At 44.3% G+C, this 15,592-nt stretch carries 11 protein-coding genes; 1 reads left to right on the forward strand and 10 read right to left on the reverse strand.

The genetic code is table 11. The features are described from left to right. Positions 1-32 precede the first annotated feature (32 nt). The gene (locus ACP8HG_RS14270; protein WP_187045928.1) at positions 33-392 is read right to left on the reverse strand and encodes a response regulator; all 360 of its coding nucleotides are present in this window, start codon (positions 390-392) and stop codon (positions 33-35) included. A gap of 146 nt (positions 393-538) precedes the next feature. On the opposite strand from ACP8HG_RS14270, the gene ACP8HG_RS14275 reads away from it, so the two are divergent. Further along, positions 539-1,051: a DUF2529 family protein gene (locus ACP8HG_RS14275; protein WP_438298661.1), complete on the forward strand. Its 513-nt coding sequence runs from the start codon at positions 539-541 to the stop codon at positions 1,049-1,051. 476 nt (positions 1,052-1,527) lie between these two features. Here the strand turns inward: ACP8HG_RS14275 and ACP8HG_RS14280 are convergent, their stop codons facing one another. From ACP8HG_RS14280 to ACP8HG_RS14320, 9 genes are all read right to left on the reverse strand, one after another. Continuing rightward, on the reverse strand, positions 1,528-3,123 hold the full coding sequence (locus ACP8HG_RS14280; RefSeq protein WP_438296905.1) for a CTP synthase: 1,596 nt from the start codon (positions 3,121-3,123) through the stop codon (positions 1,528-1,530). Positions 3,124-3,483: 360 nt separating this feature from the next. Beyond that, on the reverse strand, positions 3,484-4,059 hold the full coding sequence (gene rpoE / locus ACP8HG_RS14285; protein WP_438296907.1) for a DNA-directed RNA polymerase subunit delta: 576 nt from the start codon (positions 4,057-4,059) through the stop codon (positions 3,484-3,486). 595 nt (positions 4,060-4,654) lie between these two features. Continuing rightward, positions 4,655-7,912, reverse strand: a complete 3,258-nt coding sequence (gene icmF / locus ACP8HG_RS14290; RefSeq protein ID WP_438296909.1) for a fused isobutyryl-CoA mutase/GTPase IcmF — start codon at positions 7,910-7,912, stop codon at positions 4,655-4,657. A gap of 33 nt (positions 7,913-7,945) precedes the next feature. Further along, entirely contained in the window at positions 7,946-8,497 is a 552-nt protein-coding gene (locus tag ACP8HG_RS14295; RefSeq protein ID WP_082786850.1) for a TetR/AcrR family transcriptional regulator, read from the reverse strand. An 84-nt stretch (positions 8,498-8,581) separates the two neighbouring features. After that, on the reverse strand, positions 8,582-9,721 hold the full coding sequence (locus ACP8HG_RS14300; RefSeq protein WP_438296911.1) for an acyl-CoA dehydrogenase: 1,140 nt from the start codon (positions 9,719-9,721) through the stop codon (positions 8,582-8,584). Between the two features lie 215 nt (positions 9,722-9,936). Then, the gene (locus ACP8HG_RS14305) at positions 9,937-11,073 is read right to left on the reverse strand and encodes an acyl-CoA dehydrogenase (protein WP_187045931.1); all 1,137 of its coding nucleotides are present in this window, start codon (positions 11,071-11,073) and stop codon (positions 9,937-9,939) included. Positions 11,074-11,103: 30 nt separating this feature from the next. Then, positions 11,104-11,955 carry a 3-hydroxybutyryl-CoA dehydrogenase gene (locus ACP8HG_RS14310; protein ID WP_438296913.1) on the reverse strand — a complete coding sequence of 284 codons (852 nt, stop codon included), beginning with the start codon at positions 11,953-11,955 and terminating at the stop codon, positions 11,104-11,106. Between the two features lie 17 nt (positions 11,956-11,972). After that, positions 11,973-13,169, reverse strand: coding sequence for an acetyl-CoA C-acetyltransferase (locus ACP8HG_RS14315; protein WP_438298662.1), 1,197 nt, complete (start codon positions 13,167-13,169; stop codon positions 11,973-11,975). Between the two features lie 177 nt (positions 13,170-13,346). Next, positions 13,347-15,497 carry a (Fe-S)-binding protein gene (locus tag ACP8HG_RS14320; RefSeq protein WP_438296915.1) on the reverse strand — a complete coding sequence of 717 codons (2,151 nt, stop codon included), beginning with the start codon at positions 15,495-15,497 and terminating at the stop codon, positions 13,347-13,349. Positions 15,498-15,592: the final 95 nt, after the last annotated feature.

Below are 15,592 nucleotides of genomic sequence, written 5' to 3' on the forward strand. Positions count from 1 at the left end.
AAAACAGCCAGTGTTTACCACTGCCTGCTTTGTCAGTTTTCAAACATTGCGTTCACCGCATCACGGACTTCATAAATATCAAACGGCTTAGTAAAATATTTCATAGCCCCAGTTTTCAATGCATCTTCTGTTAATTCAATTTCACCGTACGCAGTCATCATGATGACTGGTATCTCTGGCCAGCCAATTTTTAATCTTTTTAAAACCTCTAATCCATCTATGCCTGGCATTTTCATATCAAGCAGGACACAGCCTGGTACTTCTTGTTCCACCGCTTGGAGCGCTTCTAATCCATTTGCTGCGAGGGTTGTTTTAAACCCTTCCCGGCGGAATACTTCATCTAGCAAAAGTCGAATCCCCTTTTGATCATCCACAATTAAAAGACTTTTCAATCTCCATTCCCTCTTTCTGCAATCCCATGTTGTTATACCTACTTATTTGACAAATGTCACAGATACCCTTCTTTTTTTGACAAAACTTTGTCCTTTGCTTTCCATGCTCCTTTTCCTATAATTAGGTGGAGGTGGTAATTTTGAAAATGTTGACGACACAAATCAGCGGACTTCTTCAGCGTATCGCCGTAAATGGTGAAGAGTCTATTGAAGAAACAGCCCGTCTTCTCGCACAGGCAACAATTGGGGAAGGTCGTGTTATTATTGCGGGATTCGGTGAAATGGAGGCAGTTACTGCAACCGCCTTTCACAGTATCGAACCACTTAGCGGTGCCGTTCGTTATGAGTTCGGGATGGACATTACAGCAGCCGACCGGATTTGGCTATTAACTCGGGCTGCGACGGATAGGCCTGCATTGGAACTTGCACAGCAACTTGCTGGACGATTCATTCCTTTTGCCGCGCTCGCCGCTGAAAAACCGGGCAGCAGCAATGAACTTGCAGAATTATCATATACATATATATCGACTGGGCTTACACGTGGTTTATTACCAGGTGACGACGGTGAACGGATTGTTCAGCCGCATGCGCTCAGTGCGTTGTTTGTTTATGAAGCTGTGAAGATTGCCTATGATGAAATGATTTTAGACAAGGATTAAAAACAAGTAAAAGCTGCACATAAGCGGGAATTCCCCGTTTATGTACAGCTTTTTTAGTTGGTGATTGGTGGATATGCTTGGTTGAGCGACGGATATGCTCGGGTCCTGATATATATGATCGGGCAGATGCCCGATATGCTCGGTTGACCGATACATATGATCGGATAGACGGCGGTTATGCTCGGGTACTGATATATATGATCGGGTCCTGACATATATGATCGGTTAGATGCCCGATATGCTCGGGTACCTGATATATGATCGGTTAGATGCCCGATATGCTCGGGTTCATGATATATATGATCGGGTAGACGGCGGATATGATCGGTTGACCGATACATATGATCGGATAGAAGATGGATATGCTCGGTTCATGATATATACGATCAGTTAGATGCCCGATATGCTTGGTTGAGCGGCATATATAATCGGTCGCGCGCTATATACGGCTAGTCCAACAGGTTGCAACCGAAACGTTATTCTTTTCCAGCGATTATCGCTCCTAAGAACTCGCGGAATAGCGGTTGTGGGCGTGTTGGGCGTGATGCGAATTCTGGGTGGAACGAGACACCGACAAAGAATGGGTGACCTTCTAATTCTATGATTTCCACGAGTTGTTCATTCGGGCTTATACCAGAAATCCTCATACCTGCAACTTCGAATTGCTCGCGGTATTCATTATTAAATTCATAGCGATTACGGTGACGTTCGTAAATCAACTCTTCGCCGTAAGCAGCACGCGCTTTCGTTCCTTCTTTTAATTTACATGGGTAAGCGCCAAGTCTGAAGTAACTTTCTGGATTACCATTACTTTCAGGAGGACTCTCAATAATTTGATTTTCCGTATCTTTATCAAATTCAACTGAATGAGCGTTTTCAATTCCCATAACATTGCGTGCGTATTCGACTGCAGCTAATTGCATGCCTAAGCCGATTCCGAAAAACGGGATGCCATTTATACGGGCATAAGTAATTGCTTCAATTTTACCATCGATACCACGTTTTCCAAAACCAGCTGGAACGAGGATTCCGTCGACATCCGATAATAATTCAGCTGCACTCTGTGCTGTTACATCTTCCGAATTGATCCATTTTATTTCAATTTCTGTGTCGAAACCGTAACCTGCGTGGCGAAGTGCTTCAACCGCAGAAATATATGCATCCTGCATTTCAACATACTTCCCGACAAGTCCGATGCGAACTTTTTTCGAAAGGGATTTCACAAGTGTTACCAGTTCTTTTATTTCTGTCATATCAGGTTGTTTCGTCTCCAGCTCAAGGAAATCTACGACGATTTGATCCATATTCTGTTCATGCAATCTAAGCGGTACTTCGTATAGCGTTTCCGCGTCAAGTGCTTCGATGACTTCTTCTGGTTTGATATTACAGAACAACGCAATCTTATCTTTCATTTCTTGCGGTACTGGATATTCGCTTCGTACAACAATCATATTTGGCTGAATTCCGAGACTCCGAAGTTCCTTAACACTATGCTGTGTAGGTTTTGTCTTCATTTCACCGGCTGCATGCAAGTAAGGAATAAGGGTGTTATGAATATACATAACGTCACTTTTCCCAAGATCCGTTTTCATCTGACGAAGTGCTTCTAGATAAGGAAGGGATTCGATATCGCCGACACTGCCACCAATTTCTGTAATGACGACGTCTGCGTTCGTTTCTTTTCCAGCACGTTTGATCAGGCTTTTGATTTCATTTGTAATATGAGGGATGACTTGGACAGTTGCTCCATTGTATTCACCGCGACGTTCTTTTTGTAGGACAGATGAATATACTTTCCCCATCGTAACGTTCGAATACTTGTTCAATTTGATGTCAATAAAACGTTCATAATGACCTAGGTCTAGATCCGTTTCTGCTCCATCTTCTGTAACGAAGACCTCACCATGCTGTAAAGGACTCATCATTCTTGGGTCAAGGTTAATGTATGGATCGAATTTTTGGATTGTCACCTGAAGTCCTCGAGATTTTAATAGTCGTCCAAGTGATGCTGCGTTGATACCTTTACCTAGTGATGAGACAACGCCACCGGTTACGAAAATATACTTTGTCATGTTTTACTCCTCCATTCGTCTGGTTCGTTCTAGTTAAATCAAATTCGCCTTGACGTAATTGCGTACAGATCAAGTAAGGAAGTTAGCGTAAATGCGTCGTTTCCTTGCGACAACAGCTAACCAACCTGCATCACGCAGGCCGTGGGTCTACTCAATTCATTCCCATCAAAATCTGTGACATCCGCCGGAGGCTTTAACATTATTCAGCAGGGGTTTGGAGTTCTGCGGAATAATGTTAAAACAATAAAAAGCGCCCCGTCTGTAGACAGTATCTACAGGAGGAGCGCATATACACTGATTCATGTCCATTTAAGGAGCCCAGTCAAAATGTTATAGTGTCGGACGTGTGAAGTCAAGTAATTATTCCTTGATTTCATCCTCGTCTTCATCTTCCTCTTCTTCGTCTTCTTCATCAAGCTCAAGCTCTGCATCATCAGGGATGATTTCAAGCTCGTCGTCTGGATCAATAAGATCTACTTCGATCTCGACAACGTCTTCTTCTTCCTCGTCGTCGTCGTCGTCGTCGTCGTCTTCATCGTCATCGATTAGTTCATCGAATTCTTCATCGAACAACTCATCCTCGTCATCCTCGTCTTCAATGATGTCGTCGTCTTCAAGCAACGCTTTTTTCTTTTTCTTCTTGCGTACCTTTACGACTGGAGCTGTTTCTACTTCGATTTGATCAACCGGATACCATTCGCGCAATCCCCAACGGTTGTCGTTGATAGCAAGGAATCTCCCGTCAATGTTCATGTCTGTATAGAATTGTTGTAATTTTGTTCTCATAACTCGTTCAGTTATGCCATTCAGTTTACGGATTGCGTCCATCAGCTGAAGCAATGTTAGCGGTTCTTTTCTTTCCGCCAAAACCGCATATGCGATATCAATCATCGATTCTTCTATCAGTTGTTCTTTCGTCATTTCACGGATGTTCAATTAACGCACGTCCTTTCTATAAACACAAACATACTTATCATTATAAACAATACAGTCCAAAATATGCTACATTCTTTTATTCTTTTTGGAGTGTCGAAGTTCTGTCACACAAATAAACCCCAAATAAGCCCCAGAAAGTAAAAAAGGGATAGCACCTAATCCTTTATCATATAGCAGAAAAAAGAGGGTGGCAAGGGTGGCTATGATCATTATATGTATATATAGTTTCACGCCCGCACCCCTTCCAGTCATTCTCTCTATTATACGTGAAAATTACAAGCAATATCCATATAAAAGAAAAGTACATACCAAACACTTTCCAGGGGAATAATGGACATAGTGATTTCATTCAATACCGCTATGGCGCTTAGGGATGCCTCTCGCCCGACTTACATAGATGGGGCAATCCCCCGGCAGCATGGAGTAAAACGCATTATGACAGCGGACGGTACTACACACTAAAAAAGGAAAATCCGTGCTAAACCGAAGTTTGCACGGATTCGATGCCTACAGGAAGTCGGTTATGCAGTTGCGCTTTTAGACTGCCATCCCTAATTGTCCAGCTCCAGCGCCCAGACGCCTTCCGCATTTCGTATTACATATTCCGTCTATACTGCCCGCCTACTTCATATAACGCGTTGGTAATTTGCCCTAAGCTTGCTACTCTTACCGTTTCCATTAGTTCTTGGAAGATGTTGCCGCCTGAAACAGCTACTTCTTTCAACTTCTTCAAGGCTTCTTCGGTTTGATCGGCATGCAAGCTTTTGAATGCACGTAAGTTGAGGATTTGTGTTTCTTTCTCGTCTTGTGTGGCACGGGCGATTTCCATGTTATCGACGTCATCAGACGACGGTGGATTCGGGTTCAAGTATGTGTTAACGCCAATAATTGGCAACTCACCTGAATGCTTTTTCATTTCATAATGCATCGATTCTTCTTGGATTTTACCGCGTTGGTATTGTGTTTCCATCGAACCGAGCACGCCGCCGCGGTCATTTAAGCTTTCAAATTCGCGCAAGACCATTTCTTCAACGAGATCCGTTAATTCATCGACAATAAATGCGCCTTGAAGTGGATTTTCATTTTTCGATAGGCCGTGCTCATTTGTAATAATCATTTGGATAGCCATCGCACGACGAACTGATTCTTCCGTTGGCGTTGTAATGGCTTCGTCATACGCGTTCGTATGGAGCGAGTTACAGTTATCCTGCAATGCCATAAGCGCCTGCAGCGTTGTGCGGATATCATTAAAATCAATTTCCTGCGCGTGCAAGCTGCGGCCTGATGTTTGGACATGGTACTTCAATTTTTGGCTACGTTCGTTGGCGCCGTATTTCTGACGCATCGCGACTGCCCAAATGCGGCGAGCAACGCGTCCGATAACCGTATATTCCGGATCAAGGCCATTCGAGAAGAAGAACGATAAATTCGGAGCGAAATCATCGATATTCATACCGCGGCTCAAATAATATTCTACATATGTGAAGCCATTTGACAGTGTGAATGCCAATTGTGAAATCGGGTTTGCGCCCGCTTCTGCAATATGGTAGCCAGAAATCGACACTGAGTAGTAATTACGTACTTTTTCATCGATGAAGTACTGCTGGATATCCCCCATCATGCGAAGCGCGAATTCCGTTGAGAAGATACATGTATTCTGTCCTTGGTCTTCTTTCAGAATATCTGCTTGCACTGTTCCACGAACTGCTTGAAGCGTTCCTTCTTTGACTTCAATGAATTCTTCAACAGTAAGTGCCCGCCCAAGTTTTTCCTCGTTGATGCGCACTTGTTGATCGATTGCTGTATTCATAAACATGGCAAGAATAATCGGTGCTGGACCGTTAATAGTCATGGAAACAGACGTTGCCGGTGCACACAGATCGAAACCTTCGTACAGTTTCTTCATATCTTCTAACGTACAGATACTGACGCCAGACTCCCCAACTTTTCCGTAAATATCTGGACGTTCATCCGGGTCTTCTCCGTATAATGTCACAGAGTCGAACGCCGTTGACAGTCGTTTCGCATCGTCATCTTTCGATAAATAGTGGAAACGACGATTCGTCCGTTCCGGCGTTCCTTCTCCGGCAAATTGACGTTTTGGATCTTCGCCTTCACGTTTGAATGGGAATACACCTGCTGTATATGGATAGGACCCCGGGACGTTTTCTTTATAAACCCAGCGAAGAATTTCTCCGTAATCTTTGAATTTCGGCAACGCGACTTTGGGAATTTTCAGCCCAGAAAGGCTTGTAGTCGTCAAAGCAGTACGCAGTTCTTTACCGCGAACTTTTGTGATGAATTCATCGCCCGCGTAGGCTTCTTTCAATTTATCCCAGTTTGCGAGGATACGTTTTGACTCTGACGTCAATTCTTCTTTAATGCCTTCCGCAAGTGATTGCAGTGAAGTCACGAGCGCATCGTCTGGCGCTTGTTCGTTGACCGTTTGAATGGCTCCTTCGAGCTGGAATAATTTGCGTGCAAGCGTTTCCTGCACTTCAGATTTTTTATGGTACCCACGGACCGTATCAGAGATTTCACGTAAATATTGCTGACGGTCGTTCGGGATGATGACGTTTTGTTTTTGTGTTTTGACGAATTGTCCGTAAGACGTTTCCCAGTCGAGGCCGCATTTGTCGTTCAATACGGAAACAAGTGCTGCAAAGAGTGAATTCGTCCCTTTGTCGTTGAATTGGCTTGCGATTGTGCCGTACACCGGCATTGTATCGAGATCTTTATCCCACAGAAGATGACTGCGTTGATACTGTTTTTGCACTTGGCGCAATGCATCTTCAGAGCCTTTACGTTCGAATTTATTGATGACAATCAGGTCTGCGAAATCAATCATATCAATCTTCTCAAGTTGTGTCGGCGCACCGAATTCGCTTGTCATGACATACATCGAAGCATCGGAAACTTCCGTAATTTCAGCATCCCCTTGCCCGATTCCACTTGTTTCAACAACGATTAGGTCGAAACCAACTGTTTTTACAATGTCTAACACATCCCGAATCGCTCCAGAAAGCTCTGTACGCGAACCACGTGTTGCGAGACTTCGCATGAATACGCGCTTATTGAAGATGGCATTCATACGAATACGGTCACCAAGTAAAGCCCCACCTGTTTTCTGTTTCGTTGGGTCAATTGATAGGATTGCGACTCTTTTTTCCGGTAGTTCGTGGAGGAATCTACGAATTAATTCATCAGTAAGCGAACTTTTCCCCGCCCCACCTGTTCCAGTAATCCCAAGAACCGGTGTATTTTTAGAAAGTGTACGTGCTTTTTCAACAACTGCAGCTGCTTGCGCATCATTCTGACCGTACATTTCTTCCACGTACGTAATGACATTCGCGAGGATTTCGGGTTGGTCGACAGTTATTTTTTCTAGGTTTTCCATTTCATTGTCAGTCGCTGTGAGGTAATCACATTGCTCCAACATCCGATTAATCATCCCTTGAAGACCCATTTTGCGCCCATCTTCAGGAGAGAAAATCCATGTAATACCGTAGTCATGCAGTTCTTTGATTTCCTTCGGGATGATAACTCCGCCGCCACCTGCGTAAATGCGAATATGCGGTGCCCCTTTTTCCTGAAGAAGGTCATACATATATTTAAAGTATTCAACATGCCCGCCTTGGTACGAGGACATCGCAATTGCTTGAACGTCTTCCTGAATGGCCGCGTTGACAACTTCCTCGACTGAACGATTATGCCCCAAGTGAATTACTTCTGCGCCGCTCGCTTGCATAATACGACGCATGATATTGATGGATGCGTCATGCCCGTCGAAAAGACTCGACGCTGTAACGAACCGGATATGGTGTTTCGGTTTATAAATCTCAACTGTTGCCATATGTGGAACACCCCTTTTGCATTAATGAACGTTTTACCCAATTAACCCTTTAAAAAGTTGGTCAGTTTGAACACGTATATAGGTTTCTATCGTATAACTTCTATGCAATGCCCATCTGCGAAATGCCCACATCTGTCCTTGTACGACGATATGATGTGCCGCGATGCCGACTTCTTCTTCTGAAATGCGTAGTTCCCCCGACTTTGCACACATTTCTAAAAGATTCTCGAACAAAGCGACCATTTCCATTTCTTTTTTCAGAACATATTGCAGTGCATCTTTCGGGAGTGATTTTGATTCTTGGTACATGACCAGAAATTCGTCCGACATATCGTCAATCAAATGATAATACTGATTAATGGCCACTCGCAGTCCATCCACTGTCCCTTCTTGGGTAGGCAGGGCAGAAAGGCGGTCATGCACTTCGTTATAAATACTGTCACAAACGAGATAGAGTACATCTTCCTTGGTGCGTATATATTCATAAAGCGTTCCGATGCTAAATCCCGCTTCTTTCGCGATTTCGCGGGTTGTTGCGCGATGGAATCCCTTTTCTTTAAAAAGTTTCACCGCACCACGAATCATCTGTTCACGCCGTTTTTCAATCAGACTTTCATCTTTGACAGACGATTTCACTTCTCGTTTATTCACTTTCCTACACCTCCCCGCTTATTTCGTCAGCATTCGGGAGATAACGAGACGCTGAATTTCTTGCGTTCCTTCGTAGATCTGCGTAATTTTTGCATCACGCATATAACGCTCAACAGGATAATCTTTTGTATACCCGTAACCGCCGAAAACCTGAACAGCGTCTGTTGTAACTTTCATAGCTGTATCTCCAGCCATTAGTTTTGCCATTGCAGATGCTTGACCATATGGTAAATTATTCGACTCGAGCCAAGCTGCTTGGTATGTTAACAATCTTGAAGCTTCCGTTGCTGTCGCCATATCTGCCAATTTAAAGCCGATGCCTTGGTTTGCAGCGATAGGTTTACCGAATTGAACGCGCTCTTTCGCATAGTCAACAGCTGCGTCAAGTGCCCCTTGTGCAATCCCGACTGCTTGTGCAGCAATTCCGTTACGGCCGCCGTCAAGTGTTTTCATAGCGATGATGAAGCCTTGCCCTTCTTCACCAAGAAGATTTTCTTTTGGTACACGACAGTTGTCGAACATGATTTCAGTTGTAGGCGATGAACGAATGCCGAGTTTACGCTCTTTTTTCCCAACTGAGAAACCAGGGAAATCTTTTTCTACGATGAATGCACTTGTTCCTTTATGTTTTGACTCTGGATCAGTGACCGCGAAGACGATGTAAATATCAGCAATGCCGCCGTTTGTAATGAAAATCTTAGAACCATTTATTACGTAGTCGTCGCCGTCACGTTTCGCTGTTGTGCGCATGCCGCCTGCATCAGAACCAGAACTAGGCTCCGTTAGACCGTATGCCCCCATTTTCGTACCTTCTGCCATTGGACGAAGGTATTGTTGTTTTTGTTCTTCCGTTCCGTAATTAAATACCGGCCATCCCGCTAGAGATGTGTGCGCAGAAAGTGTGACGCCTGTTGAAGCACAAACGCGTGACAGTTCTTCTACAGCGATACAATATGCGAGAAAGTCACTGCCGATGCCGCCATACTCTTCAGGCCAAGGAATACCTGTTAGGCCAAGGTCCGCCATTTTCTTGAAGATATCCATGTCGAAACGTTCTTCTTCATCACGTTCTGCTGCTGTTGGTGCGACTTCATTTTCCGCAAAGTCGCGGACCATTTTACGGATCATTTCGTGTTCTTCGGATAATTTAAAGTTCATTGGGTTTCCCACCTTATTTGGTATTTGGTTGGTATTCATCATTGGTATTTATTGTATAATTCCTGTAAAGGCACAGGAATTATACAAACCGAACTCTTCGTTGTTCGGTTTGCAATTACGATTGGAAAGTTGCAGTTAGAATCCCATAGTTGCAATTACACGTAGATAGTTACAATTAAAACTTCATAGTTGCAATTACACTAAAAACTCGTACATCACTTCATCAGATGTTTCGAAATAACAATACGTTGAATTTCACTTGTACCTTCGTAGATTTCAGTTACTTTTGCGTCACGGAAATAGCGCTCGACTGGGTAATCTTCTGTATAGCCATAACCGCCGAATACTTGAACTGCTTCAATTGATCCTTCGACTGCCGCTTTTGAAGCAAATAACTTAGCCATCGAGGCTTCTTTTCCACACGGGAGTCCTTCTGCACGCAGTTGTGCAGCGCGGTAGACGAGTAGTTTTGCTGCTTCGACTGCAGTTGCCATATCCGCAAGTTTAAATCCTACGCCTTGCTGAGCAGCAATCGGCTTGCCGAACTGAACACGATCTTTCGCATAACCTGTTGCCGCTTCAAGTGCTGCTTCTGCGATACCGAGTGCTTGCGCCGCGATGCCGATACGACCGACATCAAGATTTGCCATCGCAATTTTGAAGCCGCCCCCTTCTTCACCGAGTAAGTTTTCTAGTGGAACTTTCATTTGATCAAACGACAGCTCTACTGTTCTCGAACCGTGAAGTCCCATTTTCCGTTCATCTTTTCCAATGACGAGGCCAGGTGTATCTTTATCGACGATGAATGCTGAGATACCGTAAGTCCCTTTAGATGGATCTGTCGATGCAAAGACGATGTAGACATCTGCTTCCCCACCGTTGGTAATAAACATTTTAGAACCGTTAAGCACATAATGATCGTCTTTTTTGACCGCACGTGTTTTAAGAGATCCTGCGTCAGAACCAGATGATGCTTCTGTCAGGCAGAAAGCACCAAGGTATTCGCCGCTTGCCAATTTTGGGAGGTAACGGTTTTTCTGTTCGTCGTTACCGAAATACATAATCGGGTTAGTTCCAACCGATGTATGAACGGAAAGAATGACACCGACAACGGCGCTTACTTTCGACAGTTCATGGATGGCGCTAATATATGAGATGAAATCCATACCTGCCCCACCATATTCTTCTGGGACAGTAATGCCCATCAAGCCGAGTCCGCCCATTTTCTTTAAAATTTCACGTGGGAATTCCCCAGCTTCCATACGTGGAATGAACGGTTCGATTTCAGTCTTCGCAAAACTTTGTACCATGTCGCGCATCATCTGCTGTTCTTCGGTGAATGTTAAATCCATTATGATTTCCCCTTTAAATGTAAGCATTAGTTATTCGTAAACGTAAAATCCTCGGCCTGACTTCTTCCCTAACCATCCTGCTTTTACATATTTTCTTAGAAGGGGACATGGGCGATATTTCGAATCGCCAAATCCTTCGTGTAGCGTTTCCATGATATATAGACATGTATCGAGTCCAATAAAGTCTGCGAGCTGAAGCGGACCCATTGGGTGATTCATGCCGAGTTTCATGACTTCGTCAATCGCTTGTTCTGTTGCAACGCCTTCATAGAGCGTGTAAATTGCTTCGTTAATCATCGGCATAAGAATTCGGTTTGCGACGAATCCTGGAAAGTCATTTACTTCTACCGGTGTTTTAGACAATTTCACTGTCATGTCTTCCACCGCTTTGTACACGTCGTCAGCAGTTGCTAGACCACGGATGATTTCAACGAGTTTCATAACAGGAACCGGATTCATGAAGTGCATGCCGATCACTTGTTCAGGACGTTTTGTTGCCGCCGCGATTTCCGTGATTAGAAGTGAAGATGTATTGGATGCAAGAATTGCATGTTGCGGAGCGATTTCGTCCAACTTCGCGAATATGGACTTTTTGATATCCATATTTTCAACTGCTGCTTCGATGACAATGTCAACGTCCGATGCATCTTGCAGATCGAGTGATTTCGTTATGCGACCAAGGACTGCGGATTTTTCATCTTCTGTCATGCGACCTTTTTCGACATTGCGAGACAGATTCTTTGTAATAACTGCAAGCCCTTTAGCATATGATTCTTCTTTTATATCATTCAGTTTTACGTCGAAGCCGGCTTGTGCACAGACTTGAGCAATTCCTCCGCCCATTTGTCCTGCACCGATCACCATTATTTTTTTAATATCCATTGATTAACGCCTCCACATTATTCCGATTTTGCTACTTCGATCATAATTGCGTCGCCTTGGCCTCCGCCTGAACAAATTGCTGCAATACCGATACCGCCACCTTGGCGTTTCAGTTCATGCGCAAGTGTCAAGATAATACGCGCTCCGCTTGCGCCAATCGGGTGACCGAGTGCAACTGCACCGCCATTGACGTTCACTTTTTCAGGATCCAGTTCAGCAATTTGTGAACTTGCGAGAGCAACAGCTGCAAATGCTTCGTTTATTTCAAAGAGTTTTATATCTTCTAGTTTCTTACCCGTCTTTTTAAGTAATGCATTAATGACAAGCCCAGGTGTTTGCGGGAAGTTTGCAGGTTCTATAGCCACTTCTGCATGACCAATAATGACTGCTAATGGTGTTTTTCCTTCTTTTAGCGCACGCTCTTCATTCATCAACACAAGTGCACATGCTCCGTCATTTACGCCTGGTGCGTTTCCTGCCGTAATTGTGCCGTCCTTGCCGAATGCCGGTCGCAATTTCGCCAGTGATTCGAGCGATGTGTTGCGGCGTGGTGCTTCATCCGTATCGACTAAAATCGGATCACCTTTACGCTGCGGGATTTCGACTGGAACGATTTCTTGTGCGAACAATCCTGCGTCGATCGCTTGCAATGCACGTTCATGACTACGGAGTGACCATGCGTCCTGCGCAACGCGCGTCAGTGCAAATTCTTCAGCTGTCGAGTTACCGTATGTGCCCATATGGACGCGGTCGGTTGAGAATGAACAAGAAAGTCCATCGTAGATCATACCGTCGATCAGTTCCGCATCACCCATCTTTAACCCAAATCGTGCTTTTGGCACGTAGTAAGGTGCATTGGACATAGACTCCATACCGCCCGCAACAATGACTTCTTCATCGCCAAGACGGATCAACTGGTCCCCAAGAGTTACGCTGCGCATGCCTGATGCACATACTTTGTTGATGGTCTCCGTTTTCACCGACCAAGGAAGTCCACCTTTTGTCGCTGCTTGCCTAGAAGGAATTTGACCTTGGCCTGCTTGCAATACCGTTCCGATGATGACTTCACCGACTTCATCTGCTTTCACGCCTGCACGATTTAATGCATCTTTGATAGCAATCCCCCCAAGATCGCTTGCCGTCAGTGACTTTAACGCTCCGCCTAATTTTGCGAATGGTGTTCTTGCCCCATTTACTATGACCGTTCTTCCCATATCTATCGCCCCTTTGATGATTGTTGGTAACGCTTTCATTCTCATTTGAATTGAACGACTGAACGCTCGCTCGATAAGAGTTTAAGAAAAAAGGAGTGTTTCCACTCCTTTTGATTTCACAAATCATAGTTCACTATTCTATTAATTGTACGACAATACTGATTGTTCCGCAATGGCTTATTGCAAAATCGATTCTACTACAACCTCTTCAGCTTGCTGCCAATCCTCACCGAAAATCGAACGTTCTAGTAGTTCGGCGATATCATATGTGCCGACAGACTCTTCTACTTCTTTCGCTTTCGTGCCGTCTGACAACATCGTCAAGCAGTATGGACAGCCGGATGATATGATCCCCGGGCTGACTTCAAGTGCTTGTTCTGTACGAGCGACGTTGATACGGTGGCCAGTGTCTTCTTCCATCCACATAAGTCCTCCGCCCGCTCCACAGCACATGCCGTCTTCACGATTACGTTTCATTTCGACGAGATTTACGCCAGGAATTGCTTTAAGAATTTCACGTGGCGGATCATAAACGTCGTTGTATCTACCTAGATAACATGAATCATGGAACGTAATTGTTTCGTCGATTGCATGCTCCGGTTTCAACTTCCCTTGGACAACAAGTTCGTAAAGCATTTCCGTATGATGAACTACTTCTGCTTTAAATCCGAAGTCAGGGTATTCATTTTTGAAGATATTGTAGGCATGCGGGTCAATGGTAACAAGTTTTGTGACGCCCGCTTTTTCGAATTCTTCAATATTGGCGGTAGCCAACTCTTGGAATAAAAACTCATTCCCCAAACGACGCGGCGTATCTCCAGAGTTCTTCTCTTTATTGCCAAGAATGGCGAACTTGATGCCCGCTTCATTCATCAGATGGACAAATGATAAGGCGATTTTTTGTGAACGGTTGTCGAATGACCCCATTGACCCCACCCAGAACAGATAGTCAAATTCTTCGCCCGCTTTTTTCAATTCTTTGACCGTTGGAATATGAAGATCTGGACGTGCATCTCTCCAGTTTTCTTTCTCTTTACGGTTAAGCCCCCATGGATTCCCTTGACGTTCGATGTTTGTCATCGCGCGTTGTGCATCCGGATCCATTTTCCCTTCTGTCATAACAAGATAACGGCGAAGGTCGATGATTTTGTCAACGTGTTCATTCATAACCGGACATTGGTCTTCACAGTTACGACATGTTGTACAAGCCCAGATTTCCTCTTCCGTGATGATATCGCCGATGAGGGACGGGTTGTAAATGTCATCCATTGTAGCGCCTTCAAGTCCAGCTGCAAATGCAATCTGGTTGCCTTTTGTTTTATTGAACGCGAGTGTTGGTACCCACGGTTTCTGCTTTGTCACAAGTGCACCTGTATTTGTCAGGTTATCACGTAGTTTCGTTATGAGATCCATCGGAGACAGCATTTTACCTGTTCCAGATGCTGGACACATATTCGTACAACGTCCACATTCAACACAAGCGTATAAGTCGATCATTTGCAGCTGCGTGAAGTCAGTTATTTTACCTACTCCAAGCGGCGGCATCTCTTCTCCTTCTTCTACATCTTCCAATGCTTCGAAGTCGATTGGCTTTAAACGGCCTGCATGATCAAGACGGTGGAAATAAACGTTAGCAGGTCCTGCGATCAAGTGCGCATGTTTCGATTGCGGCACATAGACAAGGAACGTCAGTAAGATTAGCAGATGGATCCACCAAGCAATGAAGAATATGACGGCCGCCCCAGTTTCCGGCATGAAACTGAATACTGTAGCAATCGTCGATGCGATTGGTTCCATCCATGTCGTTTCATGTCCTTGCCAAATCATGTTCATACCGTTTGCAAGTAATGTTGAAAGCATGAGTCCCCCGATGAAAATAAGGACAAGTCCGGATTTCCACCCACGTTTTAAACGCACAAGCTTCTCAACATAACGGCGGTGGAATGCCCACACTACCGCGACAAGTATTGTCACAGCAACGATTTCCTGGAAGATTGTAAAGACAGGATATACTGAACCAAATGGTAAGTGTGATCCCGGTTTTAACCCTTTCCAGACAAGATCGATAGCTCCAAACTGTACGAGTAAAAACCCGTAGAAAAACATAACGTGGATAGCTCCACTCTTTTTATCTTTTAATAATTTCTTTTGTCCGAAGACGTAAATCCATATTTTGCGGAGACGTTCCGAAATGTTATTATCAAACTCTTCTTTTCTCCCCAGTTTGATAAATTGAATGCGTGTTTTGATTAGATATGTGAACAACGCAAGCGCGTAGGCCACGACCGCGAGAAACAAAATCCAGTTGGCAATGATCAATGGATGCATTTATTATCTCCCCTTCCCTAGTTGTTTGAATAGTACAGATAGTGTAGTCGAAAATAAGTATCGTGTCGATGTCTATTTTCTAGTTTAATTATGAA

The organism is Sporosarcina sp. FA15, from assembly GCF_051550195.1.
GTDB classification, from domain to species: Bacteria; Bacillota; Bacilli; order Bacillales_A; family Planococcaceae; genus Sporosarcina; species Sporosarcina psychrophila.

What these genes read in the sequence shown, in the direction of transcription:
- ACP8HG_RS14275 (WP_438298661.1), top strand. Translation starts at nt 539, where the DNA reads ATGTTGACGACACAAATCAGCGGACTTCTTCAGCGTATCGCCGTAAAT.
- ACP8HG_RS14280 (WP_438296905.1), bottom strand. Translation starts at nt 3,123, where the DNA reads ATGACAAAGTATATTTTCGTAACCGGTGGCGTTGTCTCATCACTAGGT.
- icmF (WP_438296909.1), bottom strand. Translation starts at nt 7,912, where the DNA reads ATGGCAACAGTTGAGATTTATAAACCGAAACACCATATCCGGTTCGTT.
- ACP8HG_RS14295 (WP_082786850.1), bottom strand. Translation starts at nt 8,497, where the DNA reads ATGATTCGTGGTGCGGTGAAACTTTTTAAAGAAAAGGGATTCCATCGC.
- ACP8HG_RS14300 (WP_438296911.1), bottom strand. Translation starts at nt 9,721, where the DNA reads ATGAACTTTAAATTATCCGAAGAACACGAAATGATCCGTAAAATGGTC.
- ACP8HG_RS14305 (WP_187045931.1), bottom strand. Translation starts at nt 11,073, where the DNA reads ATGGATTTAACATTCACCGAAGAACAGCAGATGATGCGCGACATGGTA.
- ACP8HG_RS14310 (WP_438296913.1), bottom strand. Translation starts at nt 11,955, where the DNA reads ATGGATATTAAAAAAATAATGGTGATCGGTGCAGGACAAATGGGCGGA.
- ACP8HG_RS14315 (WP_438298662.1), bottom strand. Translation starts at nt 13,169, where the DNA reads ATGGGAAGAACGGTCATAGTAAATGGGGCAAGAACACCATTCGCAAAA.
- ACP8HG_RS14320 (WP_438296915.1), bottom strand. Translation starts at nt 15,497, where the DNA reads ATGCATCCATTGATCATTGCCAACTGGATTTTGTTTCTCGCGGTCGTG.